This window comes from Nocardia sp. NPDC050412 (assembly GCF_044458825.1).
GTDB lineage: Bacteria > Actinomycetota > Actinomycetes > Mycobacteriales > Mycobacteriaceae > Nocardia.
Genome location: NZ_JBITIJ010000003.1, coordinates 645,125 through 670,447, shown reverse-complemented (window position 1 = coordinate 670,447; position 25,323 = coordinate 645,125). Strand labels below are relative to the sequence as shown.

Genomic DNA, 25,323 nt, shown 5'->3' with positions numbered 1-25,323 from the left:
TCCTCTCGAACCGGGTGGAAAGATCAAGCGGCTACGGTGGTCGCGGTACGCGATGCGATGAGTTCGGCCGCACCCGCGGCGAACATGTGGTGACCGAGGGAGCTCGGGTGCAGACCATCGGCGGTCCACACTTCGGGCCGCTCCCACTCGGACTGCGCGGCGATATCCAGCAGCAGCGTGCCGGTTCGAGCGGTGACATCGGCCAGCACGGTATTGGCGAAGACGAACCGTTCGCGCAGCAGTGCGCGGAAGCCCTCCGGCACCGGCAGCCGAGCCGGAATATCCGGGTAGCTTGCCGTGAAAACCGTTGCGCCAGTGCTACCTAGCGTGTCGAACAGCGTCCAGAGGTTGCGTTCGAACCGATTCGGATCGAAATCGCTGACCAGATCGTTCACGCCGACGACGACACCGAAGAGGCCCGAACGCGCCGAAACAGCCAGGCGCAGTTGCTGTTGGAGCACAATGCTGGTGGTGGCACCGTGCGCTCCCAGGTTGCGCACGGCAGCGGGTCGCAGACCGAGCTGGCCGCCCAGTCGGGGCACCCAGCCGCGGTAACCGCCACCGGCCGTGGCGTCGCCGCGACCCTCGACGAAGCTGTCCCCCAGGGCTGTTAATCCACTCACGCCGACACCCCGTCCTTGGTGACATGCCGCGCTTCGACCGGGAAGTCGACCTTCTCATACAGCTCGGTCAGCTCCTGCTCGCCGAAGTACTTGTCCGGCGAGTAGATTCCGGCGATCATTCCGAAGAACTTCTTCGAGTAGTCCTCGTCATAGCTGGTCGCGCGGAATACCGAATCGTAGTAGGGCGTCAGCGACAGCTCCGAAATGCTCTGTGTCAGTTCATAAGTGCTCGCGCTCTGCGCATCGCGCTGCAGCTGGTACTCGGCCAGCGCGGCATCGAGCGGCCGGGCGCCGGACAGGCCCGCGTCGACCAGAGCGGCCAGCAGCTGGGCGTACTTGAAGGCATCGGTAATGCCCCAGCCGGTGAACGGGTCCTTGTGGTAACCGGCGTCCCCCACCAGCGCCCAACCGGGTCCGTAGGAGCGGCGACGATAGTTGTCCGGGTAGAGCATGGGCCGGAACTGCTCGACCCGCTTGCCGGTATCCCGCAGGCGCGCACCGAGTTCCGGGTCGATCTGGTCGACGATCTCCTGCACGCCGGCATCCGGATCGGTGCGGAAGTCGCGGAACCGGTCCCGTTTGCGCATCACCGCGACCAGCGAGAGTCCGTCATTGGTCGGCCACGCCGCGAACTGCTGCTCACCGAATCCGGTGCGGTGCTGCATACCCCAGTCGACGCCGTCGTAGTAGGAGTAGTAGACGAAGCACGCCGCCGGGGAGCCGTCGTAGACCTCGGTGCCGACCGCCTTGGCCACGGTCGAATTCGATCCGTCGGCGCCGATCACCAGACCGGCACGGAACTCCTGTTCGGCGCCGTCGCGGACGCGCCCGCGAATGCCGACCACCCGATCCTCGTCGAATACCAACTCGGTGACGGAGAACCCGTGGATCACCTCGACGCCGGCGTTACCGGCCGCGTCGACCAGGATCTTGTCCAGCACGGTGCGGCGCGGGCAGTACACGGCGTCGATGCCGTCGGCCGACACATCGGCGAAACCCTTGATTACGATGTCGGTGTAAGAGAAGTTCAGGTGCCGGATCGGCGGGCAGCCGGAGGCCACCACCTGGTCCAGCAAACCCCACGACTGCAGCAACCCGAGTCCGGTCTGGTGGATGTAGTGGGTCGAGGGGGTGTCGCTCGGGAAGGTCGCGCGGTCCACGGCGAGGACCCGGTAACCCTTCCTGGCGAGCAGCATGGCCAGCGGGGAACCCGCAACCCGAGTTCCGACAACGATGACGTCGTACATGTTCGCATCACTTTCCGGTAGTCGAATTCGATTTCGAGATCGCACCGCGCCTATTGCGCGGGTTGGCGTGCCGGGTAGAGGTAATCGATATCGGTGGAGTAGGCCGCGACGATCGCGGCTCTGCGCAGCTTCCGAGACGAGGTGAGCAATCCGTCGTCGACGGTGAAGTCGCCGCCCACAATTCGGAATGCGCGGATCGATTCCGCGCGGGAGACAAGGGAATTCGCATCGTCGACCGCGGACTGCACGGCAGCTTCGAGATCGCCTTCGGGATGGTCACGGCGCCAGCGCTGCACCTGTGTCGGATCCAGCGTCACCAACGCGGTGACGTAATCGCGGCCGTCACCGACCACCATGCAGTTGCTCACCAGCGGATGCAGCCGCACCCGGTCCTCCAGCGGCGCGGGCGCGACATTCTTGCCGCCGGAGGTCACCAGGATCTCCTTCTTACGGCCGGTGATCCGCAGATAGCCGTCGGCATCGAGTTCACCGAGATCGCCGGTGTATAGCCAACCTGCGCCGTCGACGACGGCCTGGTCCGCCGCCGCACCCCAGTAGCCCGGCGAGACGTGCGGTCCGCCGACCAGCACCTCACCGTCGGCGTCCGCAATGGCGACCGAGGTGCCGGGGATCGGCCGCCCCACGGTGCCGAGCCGGTTGGTTTCCGGGGCACTGACCGTCACGGCGGTCGCCGCCTCGGTGAGCCCGTAGCAGTTCAGCAGCACCACACCGAATCCGGCGTAGAACCCGATCGTCGATTCGTCGAGCGAGGCGCCGCCGGAGATGACGTAGCGCAGTTGCCCACCGAGCGCGGCCGCCACCGGATGGTCGGACGGCTCCGGTGGCGCCTGGTCACCTAGCAATGCCAGGCCGCGCGTCACCGCTTCCTGCTCCTCGGTGCCGGAGAGCAGGGTGCGGCAGTACTTGCGAATCTTCTCCAGCCCGTAGGGGATCAGCGCCAGGAAGGTCGGCCGCAGCGTCGGCAGCATCGGCACCAGGTCCGGGATACCGGGCAGCAGATGGGTGCGGCTGCCGCCGAATAAGCATGCGAACAGGATGGTCTGCCCGAAGACATGCGACAGCGGCAGCGCCAGTACGGTCGTGCCGTCGAAGAGCGCGCCGGTCTGCCGCACGGTATTGGCCGAGGACACGAACATATTGCGGTGCGTGATCAGGCACCCCTTGGAGACACCGGTGGTGCCGCTGGTGTAGACGATCATGGCCAGGCCGTCGGCGTGCACCGCGGCGATGCGGGCATCGAGATCGGCGTCGATCTCGGTCGCCGTCCACTCCGCGATCAGCGCGAAGGTCCAGACCTCGCCCGCACCCGCGGCACGCAGGCGCGCCGCATCGGACTCGTCCTCGCCGACGAAATACGCGCTGCCACTATCGCGCAGGATGTGCTCGATCTGCGCCGCCGAGGAGGTCGGATACACCGGAACGACCGCCGCACCGAGCGCGAGCAGCGCGCAATCCAGCAGCGCCCACTCCAGACTCGTGCGGCCGAGGATCGCGACCCGATCCCCGGCTCGCACCCCACGCCCGGCCAGCGCCGAGGCCAGCGCCCGTGCCCGCCGGTCCACCTCGGCGCAGGTGAGTTGGGTTCCGTCCGCGCCGCACAGCGAATGCCGTTGCGGATGTGCCGCGGCCGCACCGGAAATCACCGAGTACAAACTCGCGTCGTCCGGTAGGTCGATTCCGTTCTCGGTCACTGACACTGTATTCACAATGTCGAATTCTGGTCGGCGGCAATGAATTACGTCCCCGCCGATACAGAGGTTCCTACCGCGCGAATGTCATGGCCTATCGAAGCACTCAGGCCGAGAGCGCACGGGCAATATCTATACGGGCCGGTTCGGGGGAATCGACGCACTCCAGGAAAAACGAAACCGCCGGATTCGTTTCATCCGTACGCCACACCGCGTACAAATCCAATGTCGGCACCGGATCGAATAGTTTGACCGCCACCGAGCTACTGCCCGGCGCACCCATCCCCATCGAGATCGCGCGCGGTAACGAGGCGAATCCGACGAACGGACGCACCGAAACCACGTGGGCGGTGGCACCGGGATCATCCGCGGTATGCGCGACGGCCAGGCTGATCCTGGTGTCCGCGGCCGCGCGGAAGATGGAGTCGTACATGGCCGGACACTGTTCGCGGGCGAACAGCACACACTCCTGTCCGGCCAATTCCGCGAAGGGCACGCCGGGCCGGTCGGCCCAGCGGTGTCTGCGCCCGACCACAGCCACCAGTGGAACCCGGTGCAGCAATCGGCGGTACCCGAAGTCCGGGGTGCTCGGGTGGCCGTACACCAGCGCCAGGTCGAGCGAGCCGTCGGACAGCGCCGCCAGCTGCGGGCCGGTGCGCTTCTCCCACAGCGACACCACGATATCGGGATGCCGTTCGGTCATTCTGGTTAGCGCCTCCGGCAGCACATGTCGGCTGGCCGGAAGGTTGTAACCGATATTGAGGGTGCCCGCGCGCCCCTCGGCGGTCGCCTTGGCGACCTGGGCGGCCCGGTCCATCTGGGCGACGATGAGGCGGGCTTGACTCTCGAATTCTCGGCCCGCCGGGGTCAGTTTGACCTCGTGGGAGTTACGTGCGACCAGTTGCACGCCGAGTGATTTCTCCAGCTTCTGCAGCTGGGCACTGAGACTGGGCTGCGTGAGATGCAGGCGCTGCGCTGCGCGGCCGAAATGCAGCTCTTCGGCAATAGTGATGAATGAGACCAGATGTCGGAACTCCATGCCGCCGGCTCCTTATTCCGCGTACCCGAAACGTTAGCGGAGCCAGGTAACCGCGGATGAACCGCGATCGGACGGATATCGCCGAGACCATTGCGGCCGGGTGAACTGACCCCGGTGCGTGCGCGGGTGTGCTATCGCGGGCCGCGACCATTCAGCATCCCCGAAACGATGGGCCGAGACAATAGCGAATATCTCACCTGCGGACCCGGTGTGCTATCACACCGGGTCCGAGCACAACTCACTTGGCGGTGAACCTCGTCGGCAGGGCTTCCAGGCCGCGAATGACCACATTCGGCTTATAGGGCGGTTCGTCCGAAAGTAGTTCGATATCACGCACTTTGCGCAACAGAACGTCGAGCAGCACCTCCATTTCCAGCAGTGCCAGGGGCGCGCCGAGACAGTAGTGGATACCGAGGCTGAAGCCGAGGTGCTTCTTGGCCGGACGCATCGGATCGGAATACCTGGCCACGTCGACCCGGTCGGGATCGGGGAACACGGCATCGTCGCGGTTGGCCGAATTGATCAGCACCACAACCCCTTCGCCGGTTTCGAACTCATGGCCCGCGACGGTGATCGGCCGGGTGGCGGCGCGGGTGGTGATCTGCACCGACGGCTCCAGCCGCAGCAGTTCGTCCGGCGCGGACGCGGTCAGCTCGGGACGTGCGCGCAGTGCGGCGATTTCGCCCGGATTGCGCATCAGCTGCAGCATGCCGGTGCCGATCAGATTGGCGGTGGTCTCATGTCCGGCGACGAAGGTAGTGATGCACGTGGCCAGCAGTTCCTGTTCGGTGAGCACATCGCCGCGGTCCTCGACCTGCGACAGCGCGCTCAGCAGGTCGTCCTTCGGATCGTGGCGCCGCTGGTTCAATAACTCACGGAAGTAGCCCATGAACCCGCGCGAACCGGCGCTACGGGCCTTCAGCGCCGCCTCGGGCAGCGTGTAGTCGTGATCGAAGCCGCGCGCCAAGTCCTGGGACCACCGGTGCACCTGCTCGTAGGCCTCCGGCGGCACACCGATCAACTCGCAGGCGATGATCAGCGGGAGCGGGTAGGCGATCAGCTCGACGAGATCGAATTCGCCTGCCGCCAGGGCATTGTCGACGAGTTCCTCGGTCAGCTGCTCGATGCGCGGGCGCAGCCTGGTCACCATGCGCGGGGTGAAGCCCTTGGTCACCAGATTGCGCAGCCGGGTGTGGTCAGGCGGCTCCATCCAGAGAAACGAAGTCGGCAGTTCCTCGGGCGCATCCTCCGCTGACACGGTGGGGTGCATCATCGCCGCCTCTTCCGCATGACTCCACGCGGTGGTCGACAGCACGGCCGCGCAGTCCTCGTAGCGGGTCAGCAGGTGGTGGCCGAGTGGGGTCTGATGCAGCGGGCCCGCTTCGCGCAGGACCCGTGCGGGTGTGTACGGGTCGGGTCTGCCTTCCGGACCGAATAGCTGAGCGATGGCGGTCTGGATGGCGGAATCCTGTTCCGCCACCGCCGTATTCGCATGCGACATTTCAGGGTGGTCCCTTCTGTGCGGTGCACCGCCGAACTGGCGGTGCGGCCGGTCGGAATGTGGCGGTGCGGGGCGCGACATTGCGGACCCGTCACCGCGTCGGTTCGATGAGGATCGGTGCGCGTTCGGGCGCCGCGTCCGGTTTCGTGTTGCCGCGCAGCAGGATTCGGCTCGCGACCAGCGGATGCAGCAGTGCTGCTGGCGGTTCGACGAGGTTCGCGACCCGCAGAAAGGTGCGCGCGACCTGCGGATCGATATGTGCGGCGCGGTGCGCTCGGGCGACATAGGCATTGGTGAGGCGCGTGCGCGTCGTTCGCGGGCCGATGACGCCCGAATGGCTGAGATCGGCACCGGCCGCGAGCTGCCACGCGACATCGACCACTCTGCCTGCGGCGGAGTAGAACCGGGCAGGTAGCTCGGCCTCGGATCCGGCCCGCAGACATTCGCGCAAAACCAGGGCCTGTTGCGCGGCCACAGCCATGCCCTGCGCGTACAGCGGATTGAAGCTGCACAGCGCGTCACCGAGAACCAGAAAGCCTTGCGGCACAGCAGGAAGACGCTCGAAGCGGCGGCGCACCGGAGATCGGAACCGGTGCGGTACGGCGGCATCGAGCGGTTCGGAGGTGGTGATGAGTTCGTGGATATCGGTTGCGGCGATGGTTTCGGCGAATTCGGCAAAGCCGTCCGGATCGGTCGGCGGGTGGTCGCCCAGCATCCCGGCCAGTGTGATGTGCCAGCGGTCGTCCTCGACCCGAATCGCGCCGCCACCACGACCATTCGGGCCGGTGGAGATGATCACCGAGGAATGGCCGCTCAACTGGCCCGGCCGCCAGCGGAAGAGTCGGGAGGCGTAGCCGAGATCGACCTCGAGGCGTTCTTCCAGCGGTATCCGCGCACCGAGGGCGGCCAGCCATACGCTGGCGCGGGAGCCGCGGCCGGTCGCGTCGACGATGAGGTCCGTGGCGTACGCCTGCGCGACGTATCCGCCCGAGACCGATACCGCACGCACCCGCTGCGGGTCGCCGATGAGGCCGCGCGCCATGCCTTCGCACAGGCGCACACCGGGCACGGCGAGTGTTCGTTGCCGCAGTACCTCTTCCAGTAGCGGTCTGGTCGCCATTACCGAGGTAAGTCCGGTCGAGGTGGGCGCGACGCGCAATCCGCCTACGTACCAACGGGTTCCGACCAACGCTTCGGCGGTGGTAGCGCCCCGAGCGGCCATCTCGGAAGTGAAACCCGGATACAGCTGTTCGATGATGGTCCGGCCGCGATCCAGCAGCCCGTGCAGGTGCCGTGCCTGCGGTACGCCACGCCGCGGCTCGGTACCGACCACCATGTCGCGCTCGAAAATGGTGACCTGGGCGTAGTGCTCGGAAAGCACACGGGCGGCGAGCAATCCGGCGATGCCCGCGCCCAGCACCACCGCGTGCCGCCGCTCGTTCATGACTGCGCCTCGCGGGCGCTCGGTTCCGTCATGACCGAGCGATGCTCGGCCGCGCCTATCGTTGGCTCACTGCGCTCGCTCATGACTCCGCCTCGCTGACAGTCGGCTCCACCACGGCCGAGCGATGTTCGGCCGCATCGATGGTTCGCTCGCTCACAGGGACACCGGCAGCGACATGATGCCGCGGTGGATCAGGCTGGGCCGGTATTCGACGGCATCGGTGGCGAGTTCGAGTTTCGGGGCCCGGTCCAGCAGAGTGCCGAGAGCCGCCTCCGCCTCGATTCGCGCGAGCGGCGCGCCGACGCAGTAATGGATGCCGAGACTGAAGCCGAGATGCTTACGCGCCGGGCGGTTTCCGGAATAGCGGGTGACATCGAAGGTGTCCGCGTCCGGGTATACCCGATCGTCTCGGCTGGCCGAGGCGGTGAGCACGACCACGCCGTCACCGCGACGGAATTCGTGCTCGCCGACGGCGGTGTCGGCCAGGGCCACTCGGATAGTGAACTGGGTCGGGGCGTCATAGCGCAGCATTTCGTCCAGCGACGGCCCGATCAGCGCCGGATTGTCCCGAAGCATTCGCAGCTGAGCCGGATTACGCAGCAGTGCCAGCATGCCGTTGCCGATCAGGTTGATCGAGGTCTCCATGCCGGCGACCAGCGTCAACAGCGACATGCCGATCACCTCGGGCTCGGTCAGCTGCTCGCCGTCGGCGCTCGCGGCCACCAGCGCGCTCAACAGATCCGGCGTCGGATGCGCTTTCTTCTGCTGGATCAGCCGGGCGAAGTAACCCATGCACTCCATTGCCGCGGTGCCGCGGGCGGCCACCTCCCGCGGGTCGAGCAGTGAATCCGGATCGCTGCCCCGTGCGATCGCCAGCTGCCACTCGCGAAACAGCGCGCCATCGGCCGGATCGGCGCCGAGCAGCCGGACCGGCACCATCGCCACCGCGAGGGGTACCGCGAGATCGTCGAGTACATCGAGTTCGCCACGCCGCACCGCCGCGTCGACCAGATCGCTGACAACCTGACCGGCGACCGGAACCAGCTGCGCCATCAGTCGCGGCGTGAACGCCTTCGCGACCAGCTTGCGGTAGCGGCCGTGTTCGGGCGGATCCATTCGGACGAACGAGCCCGGAATCGCGGCGGTGGTGTCCCGGAACGGGCTGATTCCGGCGGCATAGCCGTGACCCCAGTCCGATCCGGTGAGGATGGCGGCGCATTCCTCATAGCGGGTGATCAAAGTGACCGGCACATCGCCGAATTCGTACGGGAACAGTGCGGCGGCATCGCGCACCCGACGGTATGCCGGATACGGGTCCGCCCGTTCGCTGGGATCGAAGGCGTCGAAAGTGATGGGAACGGCCGCGCGCCCACCCGTCCGACCGCCACCCCTCACGGAATCTGCTGTATTCATTTTTCCTCCAGCCGCACATGAAGTTCGGACATGCCGCGCACGACCACATTCGGCCGATACGACGGTTCGTCGAGCAGGGTCATGGCCGCGACGCGGTCGGCGATGGCACGCAGCACCACCTGCATCTCCAGCCGGGCCAGCGGCGCACCGAGGCAGTAGTGCAAGCCGAGGCCGAAGGACAAGTGCCGCTCGGCCTTTCGGCCCCTCGCATACCGCGCGATATCGAACTTGTCGGCGTCCGGGAAGGCGCGCGCGTCGCGATTGGCCGAGGCCAGCAGGACGATCACCGCATCACCGGGTGCAAAAGTCCGCCCGGAGACGGTGATCACGTCATGCGCGGTGCGAGTGGTGAGGTGCACTGGCGCGTCATAGCGCAACACCTCGTCGACGGCGGATTCGCACAGCTCCGGAAATTCGCGCAGCCGCTCGAACTGCTCGGGATTGCGGATCAGCGCGAGCACACCGTTGCCGATCAGGTTGACGGTCGTCTCGTGCCCCGCGACGACGAGAATCAACAGCGTGCCGAGCAATTCGGTGCGGGTCAGCCGGGCGCCCGCATCATCGGCCTGCACGAGCGCCGTGATCAGGTCCTCGCGCGGGGATTTGCGGCGCTGCTCCACCAGATCGCCGAAGAACTCCAGGAAGGCGTGTACTGCCGCGGTGCGTGCGGCCAATTCAGCCGGCGAGAGCAGCAGGTCTGGATCGAGGCCGCGGGCGATGCCGGTCGAGATCTGGCGTACGTGCTCGTGCGCGTCCGCCGGAACACCGAGCAGTTCACACACCATGGTGAGCGGCAGCGGATAGGCCAGCGCATCCAGCAGATCGACCTCGCCCGCGGCGAGCATCTTCGCCAGCAGAGCGTCGACCAACTGTTCGGCCCTGGCCCGCATGCCGCTGACGGTGCGCGCGGTGAATGCCTTGCTGACCAGTCCGCGCAATCGGGTGTGCTCCGGCGGCTCCATCCAGAGGAACGATCCGGGCAGTTCGACATCGCTGTCGCCGTGCAGCAGTTGCGGTTCCTCGGCGTGGCTCCAGCGCGGATCCTGCATGATCGTCTGCGCCTCGTGGTGACGGGTCACCAAGTGCATATCGTGCGGTCCGGGCACAAACGGCCCCGCGTCGCGCAGCACCGCATAACTGTCATACGGATTGTGTCGCATATGCGGTGCGACGCTCTGGACGACCGCCAGCTGAACCGGGGTCAACTCCTCGACCGCGGAATGGTCGGAACTCACCGGCAACTCCTGAATGGAAAGCGAAATGGACACCGGGCGAAAACAATTCCGGTCCATCGTGGTGCCGTCGCGCCCGGCGGGACGGCGCCGATTGTCCGTTCCTATCGCGCCATAGCGCGAATACCTTATCGGGCAACGCGATTGAATGATCGCGGATGTTTATCGCAGACCGTAATTCACAATGCGTTCAATGCGCTGTCACAATTCACTGTTGTCGTGGCGGACATGAATTCTGCGGAATCGGTCGAAACGCTGCCGGGGCGGCTGGCCCGGATCGCGGCCGAGCACCCCGAGGTGACCGCCACATTTTGGTCGGTTTCGGAAACGCTGACCTACGCCGAACTCGAGCGACTCTCCCGCGCAGCTGCCACGGCGCTGGTCCGGCGTGGGATACGCCGCGGCGAGCCGGTGGGCATTCTGTGCCCGAACGCGCCCGAGTTCCTGATCGGTCTGTTCGGTGTCGCGGCGGCGGGCGGTGCCGCGACTCCGCTGCCCCTGCCCGCCGGTTCCGCGCAGCTGAGCGGATATCCGCAGAAGCTCGCCACCATTGTGGCGGCCGCCGGGATGCGCACGGTTTTGGTGTCGCACCGCTTCGCCGAGCTGGCAGCTCTGCTCGACACGGCGGTGGACGTCGAATTGGTGGACACCGCAACGCTGTTCACCGAGGACGGCACTGCGCTGCCAGCCATCAACGCCGACGACCTGGCCATCGTGCAGTTCACCTCCGGCAGCACCGCCGCTCCCAAAGGCGTTCGCCTGACCCATCACAACGCCCTCAGCGGGCTGGCCTCGATCCGCACCGGCATCGCACTCGACCTGACCGATCAGGGCGGGTTCTGGCTGCCGCTGTTCCACGATATGGGCCTGTTCGGTACGTTGTCCGCGATCCTGCGCGGAATTCCGGCGCATGTCTGGTCGCCGCTGGCATTCGTCAAGGATCCGGCACGCTGGCTCGCCGAATTCGCGACCAGCGGCACCACGATCACCGCCATGCCCAATTTCGGCTACGAGGCACTGCTCAACGCTATCCCGGCGGACGAGGTCACCGACTACGACCTGCGGCGCTGGCGCATTGCCTGCAACGGTTCCGAACCGATCTCCCGCGACGTAGTCGACGCGTTCTGCGAGCATTTCGCGCCCGCCGGCTTCGCGCCCGCAACCATGTTCGCGGTCTACGGCATGGCCGAGGCGACCCTCGCAGTCGCCTTCCCACCGCTGGGCCGGGAACCGCTGTTCGAATGGGTGGATCGCGCAACGCTCGCAGATGACGCTCGGGCACAACTTGTTTCACCGGGCACGCCTGGTGCGCGTGCCGTTGCCGGTGTCGGCTCCACCGTGACCGATCTGCGGCTGCGGATCGTGGATCTCGGTACCGGCGAGGAACTCCCGGATGGCGCTGTCGGCGAAATCCACATCCAGGGTCCCTCGGTCACCGACGGCTATCTGACCGCCGACCCGTCGAGCGTGGTCGAACTGCATACCGAAGGTTGGCTGTGCACAGGCGATCTCGGCTACCAGCGCAATGGCGAACTCTTCGTCACCGGCCGGTGCAAGGACATGATCACCGTGCGCGGCGTCAACTACTACGCCCAGGATGTCGAAGCCGCCGTAGGTGACCTCGACGGCATCTACAAGGGCCGCTGCACCGCCACAACCGATCCCGCCGGCGCGGATGTGATGGCGCTGATCGCCGAATCCGAGTGCACCAGCGCGACAGCCGACGCACTCGTAGAGCAGATCCGCCGCCGCATCGCCACAGCGCTCGGGCTCGCCGCAGTCGAGGTGTATCTCGTTGCGCCACGCAGCATTCCACGCACCAGCAGCGGCAAATTACAGCGCCTCGCCGCCCGCGACCTCATCTCCCAACGGCAATGACAAACGCACTCGACCGAACTGGAGTCTCCTGTGCACAGCTATGACGTCTTCCGTCACTACGAGCGCCTGCATTGGCGGCTGACCGATCTGGACCTCGATGTCGTCGACCGCGCATTGGTGCGGCCCGAATACGTGACGCTGGCCAAGAGCGCGACGATGGGCGAATCCAATGTCATCGCCGCGGTCCACGGCTTCATGAACGAATTCGTCGACGACTACGACTTCTCCACCTTCGCCGTGGTGTGGGGCTATCAGGAAGTGCAGCACCACTATGCTTTTCGCTCCTGGCTCGGCGCGGTCGGCGAGAGCGTGGACGAGAAGGCCGTCGACTCCATGCGCGAGCCGTACGCGCCCGGCACCACCCCCTCGGCCACCCTGGCCACGAATATCATCTCCGAACTCACGGTGAACCACATTTACCGCGCCGTCGCGAACTGGGTGCAGGAACCGGTGCTGAAGGGCCTGCTGCTCAATGCGAGTCGCGATGAGGCCGGACATGCCCGCGAATTCATCCACTACGCCACCAAACGGCTGCAGCAGCGGCCCGAGGAACTGCCCTCGGTGTTGGAGACCCTCTACGTCTACAGCTCCGAGGCCAAGATCAAGCATCCGGTGAGCACCTTCAAGGCGGGCATCAGCGAACTCGGCGACCACGAGACCATCGACACCGGATTCGATCTGTTCCTCGAACAGGTCGCCGCCGAGGGCGAGCTGGATGTGCTGCACGACAAGGTGCGTCGCACCTTCGCCAATATGACCGGCCTCGACCTGTCCTCCAACGCGAAGGTCCGCCGGGCCCTAGCCGACGCGATCGCCTAGCTCATGGAGCGACATAGTTCGGTTCAGGTGCCATGGTCGGTGATTCCGGACTACCACTGCTTCGGCTGCTCCCCGCACAACGCATCCGGGCTGCGGCTCGAGTTCGAACCGCATCGGGACGGTCTGCAGGCCCGGTTCCGGCTCGGACGCAGCTTCGAGTCCTATCCGGGCGTGGTGCACGGCGGACTCATCGGCGTGATCTGCGATGAGGTGATGGGCAATCTGATCGTGCTGGCCCGCCACCATCCCGCATTCACGGTCTCCCAGCGAACCCGGTTCATCTCGCCGCTGCTGATCGACCACGAATACCACTGTGTGGCAACGCTATCCGATTCCGAGCAGCCGATTCAGGCATCGGCCGAGATCCTGGACGCCGAGGGCAGCGTGTGCGCCACCTCCAGCGCGGCCTATCAGCCGTTCGAACTCGATGCGGTCCGCCATCAACTCACCCTCCGCGACGACGAGGTCGCCCTGCTCTCGCACGCATTGACCACGGCGAATGCCCTCTCTTCGAATGGAGTCCAACAATGACCCGCACCGCCGACGACATCCTGCGCACCGTCACCGATATCGCCGCCACCGAGACCGGCATCGCCGAGGCCGACCTACGACCCGACGTCGACCTGCGCGGTATGGCGGGTGTCGATTCGGTGCGCGTGCTGCGCATGGTCGCCAAGATCGAACGCACCTACGACGTCGAACTGGAGGACCAGGATGTCTTCGGTCTCGCCACGCTCGCCGATGTCGTCAAGGTGGTCGATCGGGCCCTGCACGAGGTGCAGCCATGACTGTCACGGCCGATACCAACCAGCACTACGACCTGGATCCGGATATCTTCGGCCAGTTCCTCGATCCGCTGCGTAAATACAGTTCGGCGCTGTACAACTCGCCGACTGTGGGACGGCAGCCAACGGAGTCGGCGGGGCGGGTAAACACCGAAACCCTCGAACAAGCGCAGCGGCGGAAGCTGCGCTTCGTCGCCGATCGGCTCGGATTGCGCGGCGGGGAGCGACTGCTCGATGTCGGATGCGGTTGGGGTTCGCTGATCCTGTTCATGGCCGAGGAATTCGGTTGCGACACAATGGGAGTCAGCCCGGCACCGCGCCAGCACGAGTACATCGCCGAACAGGCCCTCGCACGTGGTGTCACCGAACGGGTGCACACCAGGGTCGGCCACTTCGAAGAGCTCGACCTGCCGGTTCGCAGCTTCGACGCGGTGACCCTGCTCGGCTCGATCGTGCACATGCCCGACCTCGGCGCGGTCTTCCGGCGCGCACGGTCGGTGCTGCGGCGTGGTGGCACACTCTATGTCTCGGAGAGCTGTTTCCGAAATGCCGCCGCCCGCAATGCCTTCGACACCCGCGTCGGCACCGAGTTCGTCCGCGAGGACATATTCGGCTGGGGTGATCTACGCCCACTGTCGGAGTTGCTGACCGCCGCCGAGGACGCCGGTTTGTCGATCATCGCGGTGGACGATCTCACCGAGCACTACCGCCGCACCATCGACGACTGGATCGCCAATGTGGACGCGGCCGCCGAACGCATCGACGCGCACGGTCCGGGGCTCGCCGCGAAGCTGCGGCACTACCTGGAGATCGCCAATGCCGGATGGGGTTATACGACCAAGCATTACGCGCTGACCTGTCGCAATGCCCGGTAGGAGAGGCAGATGAATATGAAGTCAGCACTGATTCCGGTCGACGAAGTGGCGGCCGCGGTCGACGGCTTCCTCGCCGCCTCCCCGGCCGCGCGGGCCTGGGATGTGGAGAGCGCCTTCGACTGGTCGCTCGCGGATGCGGATCGGCTCACCGAGGGGCAGCGCTCGGCAGTGCAGTTCGTCACCCTCATCGAGGACCATCTGCCCGGCTATTTCGATGTGTACCACCGGCATTTCCCGGTAGACGACACCGTGGATCGGGCCACCTTCATCCACAACCGCGAGCTCTACCACTTCACCGCGCGATGGGCGCTGGAGGAGGACACCCACGCACGCGCCCTCACTCGATACCAGGAAGCGTCCGGCCTCGCCGAACGCCATTCTCTCCGTGAAGAATTGGCGATCGAAGGACAGAAGCCGTTCGATCTGCCCTACGACCATCCGGTGCAGTTCTTCGCCTATGCGCTGGTGCAGGAGAAGGCGACGCAGATGTACTACCAGCACCTGCGCGATGTGGTCGACGAACCTGTTCTCGCGGCGGTACTGGCACGGTTATCCCGTGACGAGGCAAGGCATTTCAGCTTCATGGCCGATGTGGTAGGGCGCTATCTGCGGGTGCAGGGCGATGCGACGGTAGAACCGATCCGCGATGTCATCGCCAATTTCCGCATGCCACTGGCCGATACCATGCGCGGCTACTGGCGGTGGGCACTGAAGATCGCCGATGTGGCCTCCTACGACCACACCGAGGCCTATGAGCATCTGGTGAAGGTGATCGACCGGACGGTAGATGCCAGATCCGACCGGCTCGACGAATTGGTTCGCTTCATCGGCGAGTGCAACGCGCTGGCCTGATAAATGGCCCTGCCTCCACAGACGCGGAGGCAGGGCTACTTGCTCACTGCTCCTGATTCAGCACCAGAATCGTGGTCGAACCATGTGCGATCAACTTGCCGTTCGCATCCACGATCCGCCCCTCCGCCGTCGCGGTGCGACGCCCGAGGTGAATCGCATTGGCTTCACACGTGAGTCGCGATCCGTCCAATGTCACCGACCGAATGAAATTCACCTTCAGCTCCAACGTCGTATAGGCCACGCCGTCACCGAGTTTCGTGAAGACCGCACTGCCCATCGCGGTATCCATCAGCGTCGCGATCACCCCGCCGTGCACGGTGAACATGGCATTGATGGTGGCCGGATTGGGATCCAGGTAGTACCGCGTGTACCCGTCCCCCGCGGTCTCCAGCCGAATCCCCAGCGATGCGCCGACCCCCAGATTCTCCTGCAGCCCCCGCTGGAATACGGTCGTCAATTCCTCGACGCGGTTGGCGACGGTATGAGTATCAATGCTGGTCATGGACTCTTCCTCCCTGGCGAACAATGCCACCCCATTCGACCAGCGCCCGGTGAACTCCACCTGGCCACCACCCACTGCATACCGAGCTTCGATCGGCTGATCGAAATCAGAGGTCGGCGACAGCGTGTACCAATTCGGCGATCTGCTCGAAGTCCTCGTCCACGAACGGGCCGGGGCGGCCGAGTACGACGTGCTGTATGCCGACCTCGGCGAAGCGGGCGAATGAATCCGCCTGTTCGCTAACCGATTTATCTGGATACCAGTACGCGACCATGGTCTTTTCGATGTCCGCATATGGACGGCCGACGGCTCGGCAATGTCCCCGCAGGACTTCGAGTTTGGCTGCGACGGTGTCGACGGATCCGCCGAAGAGGTTGCAGGCGTCGGCGTATTGGGCAACCAGGCGCAGTGTCTTTCGTTCGCCTTGACCGCCGATCATGATCGGCGGGTGCGGGCGGGTCAGCGCATTGGGTACGTTGAGCGGGCGTTCGAGGGTGTAATGCTCTCCGTGGAAAGGCTCTTCGGAGCCCGTCCACATCTGCTTCGCGATTCGCAGCGTCTCCTCGAGTCGCTCATATCGCTCGGAGGTCGGCGGGAAGAACAGGCCCAGACCCGCGGCTTCATCGCCATTCCATGCCGCACCGACGCCGAGCCAGGCGCGACCACCGGAGAGCACGTCGAGGGTCGTGACGCTCTTGATCAGTAGCCCCGGATCCCGGTAGCTGACGGCGGTGACCAAAGCACCGAACCGGACTCGCTCGGTCCGCGCAGCGATATATCCCAGCGCGGCATAGGCCTCGAGCATGTCGTGTTCCGCCGGGCCGTTCGAACCGATCTGGAATAGGTGATCCATGACGAATACCGAGTCGAGCCCGGACTGATCGGCGGCGCGCGAAATCCGGTCGACCCGCGGACCGATCGCGTCCGGCGAATCCGGCCAGGTGAAGTCGGCGAGGGAAATACTCAGTCGCATGAGCCGAGCCTGACACGCCCGGCGCGTGTCGGGGAGGCATCGCCGGTCCTAGGACAGCAGTGGCGGGGAAGGCGGGAAGGTGATCGGGAGTGCGGTGAGTGCGCGGTGGAACGGTCCCGGCCGCCAGGTCAACTGTTCGTGCGGCACCGCTAGGCGGATCTCGGGCAAGGCGTCGAGTAGTTGGTCGATGGCGTCCTGCGCGATCAGGTAGGCCATCGAATTCGCGGGGCACACATGTGGTCCGGCGCCCCAGGACAGATGGGAGCGATTGCCCGCGTACTGATTCGCGACGATCGCCGGGTCGGTATTGCAGGCGGCGATGCTGATGACGACCGGCTGATGGGCGGGTAGCCAGACATCGTCGACGAGGATCGGCTGGCGCGGAAAGCTGAAGCAGAAATTCGCCATCGGCGGATCGTTGAACAACACCTCGTCGAGCGCGTCCCTGGTGGACAACGTTCCGCCGAGCACACTGCCGCCAAACCGCTCGTCGGTGAGGATCAGCAGGAGGGTGTTGATGATCAGATTCTGTTGCGGCTCAATACCCGCGCCGTACAGCGTGCCGAGCTGATGCACCATTTCGATATCGCTGAGTGCCGCCGCGTGCCGCAGCATCCGCGTGGTGATGTCGTCGCGGGGCTCGGCACGCTTGAGCTGGGTCAACTCCAGCATTGCCCCAGCCAGTAACTGATTGCCGTGCTCGGCATCGATGCCCTCGAAGATCGCGGCCATACCGGTGGCGGCCTGCTGTGCGATATCGGCCGGACAGCCGAGCATGGCGTTGAGCACCGCGAAGGCGAGCGGAAACGCGTACTGGCGCACCAGATCCGCCGACCCGTCGGCGCAGAACGAATTGATCAGCGGAATAGCGAGTTTCGCCACCGTCTCGTGCAGTCGGTACTGATCGACCTTCTCCAAGCCCGCGACATTGGCCTGCCGATACCTGGCATGTGCTTCACCAGCATTGCGCAAGGCATTCGGTCGCCACTGCATCATCGGCAGCACCGGGCATTCGGCGGCCACACTCCGCTGCCAGGTGCGCGGATCGGCCGGAAAATGATCCGGGTCGTTGAGGATCTGCAGTGCGGAGTAGTAGCTGACCACCAGTGTGGCGGGCACCCCCGGCGCCAGATCCACCGGCACCAGCGCCCCATACCGCTCCCGCATCTCCCGATACGCCCGATGCGGATCCGTCGCGAACTCCGGCGTATACAACGCCACCCGCGGCCCATCGGTATCGATCGGCGAAGTGAACGGTGCACGGCCGTGCGCCGAAGACGGCATCGTCATCGAGAAACTCCAGGCATTCGAACAGACAAACTCCGTGAGCCTATGCACTCACCCCGCCCCACCGCACCCCGAACGCGAATAAATGGCCGTGCGCCGGTGGTGGCATCACCCGAGAGACCGCCTACACCGACGCATGATGGTCATCGGTCCAAATCAGCCCTGGTTCGCATGGCGGCGACGATGGTGTGGCCCAAGGGGGTGAGGGATGCGGCGGCCTCCAACTGGGTAATACCTTCGACGGTGAGCGTGTGGGCCTCGACGTAACGACGCTCGGCGGCCTCGGCGGCGGCTCCGGTCGCGATGGTGCGCTGGACGCGCCGGAAGTCGGTGATGGCGAGGTGAGCATAGGTGCTGTGCAGAAGGCCTTCGATCGGGCGTGGATGCGAAAAGCACGGTGGGTGGTAGCGCGGGTCGATATCGGCGCGGTCGTACAGTTCGAAGGCATCCATCATCGCGCCGAGCTTCACGTGCTGGAATTCGTGTACCAGCAGTTCGGCGAGTGATTGCGGATCCAGGTGTCGGGCCGCGATACCTACCGCACCGAATGCCAGCCTGGCCGAGGCGCTTCGGTCGGTCGGGCCATCCGGTTGCAGCGGCAATATCGTGCACAGACCCACGCGCAAGCCGGGCATATAGGCAGGCAGATGCGCTTCGAGGAATTCGACAGCGCCCCCGAATGCCTGCTGCCAGAGCTCGGCCTCCGCATCGCTCAACCGCCCGGTCGGGTGAATTTCGCTGCCGAGATAGGGCAGCGCCCGATAGGGATCTGTGTCTTCCAATGTCACGGTCAGCTCGCCGTAGGTCAGTTTGCGCACCGCCTCGGCCAACGCGAGCTCCCGACCGGTATCGATCCACACCCGCTCGGAGGCCCGCAACGCACCGAACATCGGCAATGGCGCCATACCGTCGCGCACCGGCACCGGAAGTCGCAGATCCGCACCTGCCAGCAGCGCGGCGCTGGCCGCAATCGACTCCAGGTGATAGACATCCGCGGCGACGAACTCCCCGCGACTGATGTTTTCGAGCAGTGCCATCGCCCACACCCGGGTGTAGGGGTGTGCGAGCACGGCCGCCACCGCATCCGGTGCCGATCCGTCCAAACCCACCAACACATCCCACGCGGCGGCGAAGCGCGGATCGTCGTGCGGGCCGAACCCGCCTACCGCCGCCAACAATTCACGCTGCACCGACGCTTGGGCCTGCACCAGCCAACTGACCGTTGCTGTATCACCGAAACCCGCTGCCAACTGCGCGAATTGATCCTCCGACAGACTATGCGCCTCAATCGCGGTCACGGCTGACCTTCATGCGCTCATCGAATGCGGCGCGGTGTGCTCGGGCGGCACGCACGGCAGTAGTTTCCGCGGCTGGATCGACCGATTCGGCGAGCCATGGCTGCACCGTCGCACTCATGCCCGCGACGAACCGCTCCCCCAGCGGGGTCAGTGATCCGGATTCCTGAAGTTGGCGAATGGCTTCCGCGGTCATCATGCGCCACCGCACGAATTCCCGCTCCGACTCCTGGCGCTGTGTTCCCTCGGCCTGTTCACGATGCACCCGCCAGAAGTCGGTCACGCCGATATGCGCATAGGTGCCCTGCAACAGCCCCTCGATCGGACGCGGATCCGGCCGCCACGGTGCGTAATACCGCAGCGCCGTATCGGAGCGGTCGAACAATTCGAACATGTCGAGGATGGCGCCCATCTTCACGTGCTGGAATTCGTGGATCAGCGGCAGCGCCGCCGATACCAGCGCCCGTCGCAACCCGATGCCCACAGCGCCGAAAGCCAGTCGCATGGAAGCACTTCGGTCGTATTTCTCATCCGGCTCCATCGGCATGACCGCGCGTAAGCCGACGCGCAGGCCGGGCGCGTATATGGGCAGATGTGTGTCGATGAAGTCGATGCCCTCGGCGAAGGCGAGCTGCCACCGGTGCGCCTCGGCATCGCTGAGCCGATCGGCGGCATAGCTGTGGCCGACGCGGTAAGGGTCGGTGTCCTCCAGCGGGACGGTCAGATCGGTGGCCGTCAGCCTACGCAATGGGTGTAGCAGATCCAGTTCCTCGACCGAGCCGGTGTCTATCCAAACCTGTTCGTCGACACCAGCTTTCAGTGCACCGAAGGTCGGAAGTGGTGCGAGGCCATCGCGCACGGGCACCGGCAGCCGCAAGTCCCTACCCGCGTGCAGCGCCGCACTCGCGGCGACCGCTTGCAGGTGATAGACATCCTCGGCCGCCGTCTCGCCCTTGCTCACCCCCTCCAGCAGGGCGATGGCCCACACCCGGGTGTACGGATGGGCGAGCACCGCGGCCACCGCTTCGGGAGCCGAAGCGTCCAGCGAGACGAGCACATCCCATGCGGCCGTGAATCTTTCGTCATCCTGTGGACCGAATCGGCCCACCGCGGCCAACAATTCGCGTTGCAGCGAAGATTGCGCCTGCGCCAGCCAGCGCACGGTGGCCGCGTCACCGAAACCGGCTGCCAGTTGGTCGAATTCGTCATCGGACAAGCTGTGCGCCGCGGCAACGGCGTCATGTGCGGAGGTTTGCGCGCCGCCTCTACCCGCTGCGGCTTCGGACTCGGCCACGTGATCGATCATCTCCTTCAGATCGGCGCAATAGACGGACGGGTTGTCGAAGCCCGTGCCCGGGCGGTATCTATGCGGATAGAAGCCACCACCGCAGACCTGAACCACGTCACAGGACCGGCACGTGGCGCTGACGCCATCGATGCCGTCGCGACGCACGGTGATTCCCGGGAGCACGGCGGCCTCGTCGAGGCTGTTGTCCCATACGTTCAGTCCGGTCGCCGCGGCGCCTTCGAAGGCGGTTTTGAGCGAATCGACCTGCTCGAGTGTGCCATCGGTTTCGATCACCAGCAGATCCACCGGATCCAGTCCGATGGCCTCAGCGGTACTCGGACGGCCGTACATGGCCGCCACCACCGATTCGAAGGTGCGCAACGGCACTGGTCGCCCGTCGGCATTCCATGCGTCGAACATAGCGATGAGCCATTGCGCGTACTCGCCACCACCCCGCGTCGGATTCTCCGGGTCACGTGGTATCCGCAAGCCAGGCGGCTGATGCTCCCAATTCGAGTGCGGCAGTAGGAGATCCATGCGTGGCGGCTCCTGCTCCAGCAGCCCGCGATAAACGGCGATCGGATCGTTGGCGATATCCACCGTGCACAGCAGACCGGAATACAGCGGGCGGTACTGCGGCTTACGCAACAGCTCGAGGCTCGCGATCACCTGGTCATAACTGCTGCGTCCGTTGCGGTACAGCCGATGCCGGTCGTTGGCGGTGCGATCGCCGTCCAGCGAAACACCAACCCGCACATGGTATTCGGTGAACAGGTCGAGGTATGCCTCGCTGAGCAGGACCGCGTTGGTATGGATATGCAGATTCAGGCGGGCCACCGGAGCGATGGCCGCGTGCAGCTCAGCCAGGAATTGCCTGGTCCGGTCCACACCGAGCAACAGCGGTTCGCCGCCGTGCAGCACGATGGCGACCTCGGGCAGCCCATGGGCCGCCGCATGTTCGGCGATGCGGAACGCAATCCTGGTGGCCGCCTCCGGGGCGAGCCCCATCGGGCGGCCACGCCAGGATTGGTCGACGTGCTCATACATATAGCAGTGATCGCACGCCAAATCGCACCGGCTGTGCACCTTGATCACAAACTGACGAAAGGGAAGCGGTTTACGGTTCACGGGCCAGCCGGTATCGACGGTGAATACCTGATCAGATCAGATCAGAGCGGAGCTGAACGAAATACCGGTGGTCGAGGAGTTGGCCAGATTCGCCAGCAGGTCCGTCAGGCTCTGCCCCGAAAGCTGCCCGAGCGGAGTGCCCCGCAGGTCAGACACAGCGGACACCACGGTGCGGTTGGTTGACTTCATCAGTAATTCTCCTAACGAGCGAAATCGTTTGTCGCTCATGTCAAATGATACGAAATAGCTGTTGCGGCCCTTCCCAGTTTTGAGAGTCCAGTCAGGCGCTGGTGGCGTCGCCCGAGATAGCAACTCGACCAGTGCGTGCCGGTCCAGGCGCGGCCGTACCGACCGATGTTCACCCGCCTTCAGCGGAACGGGCGAACCGAAGGGTGACGAGTTGGAAAGGCCGCAGCCGCAAGCGAACTCCAGCGCCCTCGGGCACAGCGGCGGCGTCCGTTCGCAGCGGGCGTTCGAGTAGATCGCAGGTGCGGAACCCAGCGACACCGAAACCTGCGGTGACCAGCGCCGAGGCCCGGCCACCGTGAGCCTCGTAGACGCGGAGCACGACATCGCCACTGCCGTCGTCGGCGAGTTTGACGGTGCTGGTCACCACCGCGTCATTGTCGATAATGAACAGTGGCTCAACCGATTCGGCGACACCGGGGCGCGAGGTCGCGAGGTTGATGCGATAGCCCGCACGCACCGCATCCGCGATCGAAGCGCCCGGGAGCAGTGCGTGCCGGAAGTGGTGCGTACCGTGGTCGGTCTCCGGATCCGGAAATCGCGGTGCCCGCAGCAGTGAAAACCGCAATGTTGTCGTCGTTGCACCGTCGGCGCGAACGGTTCGAGTGACGTCGTGGCCGTAGGTGGAGTCGTTGACGAGCGCCACACCCCAGCCGGGCTCGGCGAAATGAACGAAGCGGTGATTGCAGGCCTCGAACTTCGCGTACTCCCAACTGGTGTTGGTGTGGGTGGGCCGAAAGATATGCCCGAACTGAGTCTCGGACGCATAGCGGTCGGCGTGAATGTCCAGGGGGAAGGCGAGTTTGAGGATTTTCTCGGTCTCGTACCAGTCGACGGTGGTGTCGATATCCAGTCCGAGCGCGCCCGCCCGCAGTGTCAGGGACTGCTCGACCTTGGAAGACCCGAATGAGCGGCCGACCCGCACCACCGCCGCGCCCTTCGAATCCGTTTCTACTGCAACGAATTCCGCTTCGGTCAGGTCGGTGACCCGGTTTCGGTAGAAAAGATCGACATCCCAAGCGTCCCAAGAATTCGGGAAATCCGAGTGCAGCTGCAACAGATTCGCGGCCGAACCCGGTGGCAACGTCTCGCGCTGATGGTCGAGGTCGAATACCGATATGACGAGGCCGCGCGCGTCCACCTCGATCCGCACCAGGCCGTTGTCGAGGACGAACCCGCCACCCGCACGCTCGACCACCGAGCACGGGTCACCCGCATCCACCGCAGCCGCCGCACCGGCCGGAACCGATCGCCAGGTGTGCGGCGTCGGGTTGAACACATTCGGCCCCGCCCGCTCACCGCCGAGCACCCATTGCGACCGCTCGATAATTCCCGTCAATTCTTTGGCCACCGCCGCATACATCCGCTCCGCCTCACGGTGCACCCATGCGATCGAAGAGCCGGGCAAAATATCGTGAAACTGGTTCAGCAGCACCGCCTTCCAGATCCGGTCCAATGCCGCGTACGGGTACTCGAGGTTCTTGCGCACCGCCGCGGTGGCGGCCCACAGCTCGGCTTCCCGCAGCAGGTGCTCACTGCGCCGGTTTCCCTGCTTGGTCTTCGCCTGACTGGTCAACGTGCCGCGGTGCAACTCGAGATACAGCTCCCCCACCCATACCGGCGGGTTCTCGTATTCGGCCTCGGCCTTGACGAAGAAGCCGGATGGGGAGTCCCACAGCACTTTCGGCGAACCCTCGAGGTCGGCCATCCTGGCGGCCTTGGCGATCATCTCCCGTGTCGTACCGCCACCGCCGTCACCCCAGCCGGTCGGCGCGAGTGACATCGACGCGCGGCCTTTTTCTTTGAAATTCCGTGCGGCATGGGCGATCTCACGCCCGTGCATCGAGCAATTGTAGGTATCGACCGGCGGGAAATGGGTGAAGATCCGGGTGCCGTCGATCCCCTCCCAAAGAAAGGTATGGTGCGGAAACTGATTGATCTGGCTCCACGAAATCTTTTGTGTCAGTAGCCATTTCGAACCGGCCGCCTTGATGATCTGCGGTAGCCCGGCGGCGAACCCGAAGGTGTCGGGCAGCCAAGCCTCTTCGTTCTCGACACCGAATTCCGCCAGAAAGAACCGCTTACCATGCACGAACTGCCGCGCCATCGCCTCCGAGCCCGGCATATTCGTATCCGCCTCGACCCACATCCCGCCGGTGGGTACGAACCGCCCCTCCGATACCGCCTGTTCGACCCGCTCGTAGACCTCGGGACGGTGCCGCTTGATGAAGTCGTACTGCGCGGCTTGAGACATCGCATAGATGAACTCGGGCTCGTCGGCCAGCAACGCGGTCATATTCGCGGTCGTACGCGCGACCTTGCGCACCGTCTCGCGCAGCGGCCACAGCCACGCTGTATCGATATGGGCGTGCCCGACCGCGGAAATCGTATGCGCGGACGGTACCGCGGGCTTCGCCAGCACATCGACCAGGCATTCACGCGCCGCCGTGGCGGTGGCGTTCACGTCCTGCAGATCGACGGTATCGAGTGCGTGCTCGATCGCACGCACGATGTCATAGCGGCGAGCAGGCTCCTCGGGCAGCTCGTGCATCAGCTCGCCGAGGACCTCCAAGTCCTGTACCAGCTGCCATACCTCGTCGTCGAAAACCGCGAGATCCATTCGGCCCAGCCGGTATTGCGGCTCGTCACCAGCTGTGGACTTGTCACCGAGAGGCATCGGCGTAAAGAAGGGGATGATCGGATTCGAAGCCGCCTCGACATGCAACAACACCTGCTCGCCACCGACCGCCGGGGACGCCACCCGCACCCACTGGTTGCGCGGATGCAGCCCCTTCACCGGCGATCCGTCCGACCGATAGACCAGACCCTCGCATTGAAAGCCCGTCATATTCCGGTCGAAACCCAGATCGATAATCGCCTCCACGGTTTTGCCCGCCCACTCGGTAGGAACCGTGGCTTCGACCGTCAACCAGCTGGTCCCCCAGGGTGCGCCCCACCTGGCACCGGATTCGATAGGCGTCCGGGGCGCGGCCAAGCCCTCGGCAACCGGCACCGGCTCATCCGGCGCGACCCAGATCGACGCCCGCAGCGGCACCGATTCCGGATATATCGCCGGAACGATCCGCTCTGTAAGAACCCGCCCGAGGCGGCTTTCGATCAACCGACGGTCATCGTGCACAGCGCTGGCTCCCATCGGACCGGAGGAGTGATCACCAACCGCCCTATT

Annotated in this window: 21 protein-coding genes; 6 read left to right on the top strand and 15 right to left on the bottom strand. The window is 65.2% G+C overall.

Annotated elements, in window-relative coordinates:
• Positions 1-23: 23 nt before the first annotated feature.
• The 8 genes from ACIBI6_RS11020 to ACIBI6_RS10985 form a co-directional block, all read right to left on the bottom strand.
• Positions 24-623: an SGNH/GDSL hydrolase family protein gene (locus tag ACIBI6_RS11020; protein ID WP_364339499.1), complete on the bottom strand. Its 600-nt coding sequence runs from the start codon at positions 621-623 to the stop codon at positions 24-26.
• Positions 620-1,870 (bottom strand): NAD(P)/FAD-dependent oxidoreductase, encoded by a 1,251-nt coding sequence (locus ACIBI6_RS11015; protein ID WP_364339497.1) that lies wholly within the window; start codon positions 1,868-1,870, stop codon positions 620-622. Before ACIBI6_RS11015 ends, ACIBI6_RS11020 begins: the two co-directional genes overlap by 4 nt.
• Before the next feature lie 50 nt (positions 1,871-1,920).
• Positions 1,921-3,597 carry an AMP-dependent synthetase/ligase gene (locus tag ACIBI6_RS11010; protein ID WP_396955885.1) on the bottom strand — a complete coding sequence of 559 codons (1,677 nt, stop codon included), beginning with the start codon at positions 3,595-3,597 and terminating at the stop codon, positions 1,921-1,923.
• A gap of 88 nt (positions 3,598-3,685) precedes the next feature.
• Positions 3,686-4,618 carry a LysR substrate-binding domain-containing protein gene (locus tag ACIBI6_RS11005; protein ID WP_364339493.1) on the bottom strand — a complete coding sequence of 311 codons (933 nt, stop codon included), beginning with the start codon at positions 4,616-4,618 and terminating at the stop codon, positions 3,686-3,688.
• A gap of 238 nt (positions 4,619-4,856) precedes the next feature.
• Positions 4,857-6,119, bottom strand: a complete 1,263-nt coding sequence (locus ACIBI6_RS11000; protein WP_396955884.1) for a cytochrome P450 — start codon at positions 6,117-6,119, stop codon at positions 4,857-4,859.
• 91 nt (positions 6,120-6,210) lie between these two features.
• Positions 6,211-7,563 (bottom strand): FAD-dependent oxidoreductase, encoded by a 1,353-nt coding sequence (locus ACIBI6_RS10995; RefSeq protein ID WP_396955882.1) that lies wholly within the window; start codon positions 7,561-7,563, stop codon positions 6,211-6,213.
• A gap of 153 nt (positions 7,564-7,716) precedes the next feature.
• Positions 7,717-8,976, bottom strand: a complete 1,260-nt coding sequence (locus tag ACIBI6_RS10990; protein WP_364339487.1) for a cytochrome P450 — start codon at positions 8,974-8,976, stop codon at positions 7,717-7,719.
• Entirely contained in the window at positions 8,973-10,211 is a 1,239-nt protein-coding gene (locus ACIBI6_RS10985) for a cytochrome P450 (RefSeq protein ID WP_396955880.1), read from the bottom strand. The genes ACIBI6_RS10990 and ACIBI6_RS10985 overlap by 4 nt, the downstream gene beginning before the upstream one ends.
• Before the next feature lie 225 nt (positions 10,212-10,436).
• On the opposite strand from ACIBI6_RS10985, the gene ACIBI6_RS10980 reads away from it, so the two are divergent.
• The 6 genes from ACIBI6_RS10980 to ACIBI6_RS10955 are packed head-to-tail and all read left to right on the top strand — an operon-like array spanning position 10,437 to position 15,417.
• Positions 10,437-12,086, top strand: a complete 1,650-nt coding sequence (locus ACIBI6_RS10980) for an AMP-binding protein (RefSeq protein WP_396955878.1) — start codon at positions 10,437-10,439, stop codon at positions 12,084-12,086.
• A 30-nt stretch (positions 12,087-12,116) separates the two neighbouring features.
• The gene (locus ACIBI6_RS10975) at positions 12,117-12,905 is read left to right on the top strand and encodes a ferritin-like domain-containing protein (protein ID WP_396955877.1); all 789 of its coding nucleotides are present in this window, start codon (positions 12,117-12,119) and stop codon (positions 12,903-12,905) included.
• 3 nt (positions 12,906-12,908) lie between these two features.
• Positions 12,909-13,436: a PaaI family thioesterase gene (locus ACIBI6_RS10970; RefSeq protein ID WP_364339478.1), complete on the top strand. Its 528-nt coding sequence runs from the start codon at positions 12,909-12,911 to the stop codon at positions 13,434-13,436.
• On the top strand, positions 13,433-13,693 hold the full coding sequence (locus tag ACIBI6_RS10965) for an acyl carrier protein (protein WP_396955875.1): 261 nt from the start codon (positions 13,433-13,435) through the stop codon (positions 13,691-13,693). Before ACIBI6_RS10970 ends, ACIBI6_RS10965 begins: the two co-directional genes overlap by 4 nt.
• Positions 13,690-14,565, top strand: a complete 876-nt coding sequence (locus ACIBI6_RS10960; protein ID WP_396955873.1) for an SAM-dependent methyltransferase — start codon at positions 13,690-13,692, stop codon at positions 14,563-14,565. Before ACIBI6_RS10965 ends, ACIBI6_RS10960 begins: the two co-directional genes overlap by 4 nt.
• A 9-nt stretch (positions 14,566-14,574) precedes the next feature.
• Complete coding sequence (locus ACIBI6_RS10955; RefSeq protein ID WP_396955872.1) at positions 14,575-15,417, top strand: acyl-ACP desaturase; 843 nt, start codon at positions 14,575-14,577, stop codon at positions 15,415-15,417.
• A gap of 43 nt (positions 15,418-15,460) precedes the next feature.
• Here the strand turns inward: ACIBI6_RS10955 and ACIBI6_RS10950 are convergent, their stop codons facing one another.
• The 7 genes from ACIBI6_RS10950 to ACIBI6_RS10920 all read right to left on the bottom strand — a co-directional run bounded on the left by ACIBI6_RS10950 (position 15,461) and on the right by ACIBI6_RS10920 (position 25,275).
• Complete coding sequence (locus ACIBI6_RS10950; RefSeq protein ID WP_396955871.1) at positions 15,461-15,919, bottom strand: PaaI family thioesterase; 459 nt, start codon at positions 15,917-15,919, stop codon at positions 15,461-15,463.
• A gap of 106 nt (positions 15,920-16,025) precedes the next feature.
• On the bottom strand, positions 16,026-16,892 hold the full coding sequence (locus ACIBI6_RS10945) for an LLM class F420-dependent oxidoreductase (RefSeq protein ID WP_396955870.1): 867 nt from the start codon (positions 16,890-16,892) through the stop codon (positions 16,026-16,028).
• A gap of 48 nt (positions 16,893-16,940) precedes the next feature.
• Positions 16,941-18,182 carry a cytochrome P450 gene (locus tag ACIBI6_RS10940; RefSeq protein ID WP_364339465.1) on the bottom strand — a complete coding sequence of 414 codons (1,242 nt, stop codon included), beginning with the start codon at positions 18,180-18,182 and terminating at the stop codon, positions 16,941-16,943.
• 140 nt (positions 18,183-18,322) lie between these two features.
• Positions 18,323-19,477 (bottom strand): aKG-HExxH-type peptide beta-hydroxylase, encoded by a 1,155-nt coding sequence (locus ACIBI6_RS10935; RefSeq protein ID WP_396955868.1) that lies wholly within the window; start codon positions 19,475-19,477, stop codon positions 18,323-18,325.
• Positions 19,464-21,857 (bottom strand): FxsB family cyclophane-forming radical SAM/SPASM peptide maturase, encoded by a 2,394-nt coding sequence (locus tag ACIBI6_RS10930; protein ID WP_396955867.1) that lies wholly within the window; start codon positions 21,855-21,857, stop codon positions 19,464-19,466. Before ACIBI6_RS10930 ends, ACIBI6_RS10935 begins: the two co-directional genes overlap by 14 nt.
• A gap of 69 nt (positions 21,858-21,926) precedes the next feature.
• A complete protein-coding gene (locus ACIBI6_RS10925; protein ID WP_364339458.1) occupies positions 21,927-22,079 on the bottom strand; it encodes a hypothetical protein in 153 nt (50 codons plus the stop codon).
• Positions 22,080-22,248: 169 nt separating this feature from the next.
• Positions 22,249-25,275: an alpha-mannosidase gene (locus ACIBI6_RS10920; protein WP_396955866.1), complete on the bottom strand. Its 3,027-nt coding sequence runs from the start codon at positions 25,273-25,275 to the stop codon at positions 22,249-22,251.
• Positions 25,276-25,323 lie beyond the last annotated feature (48 nt).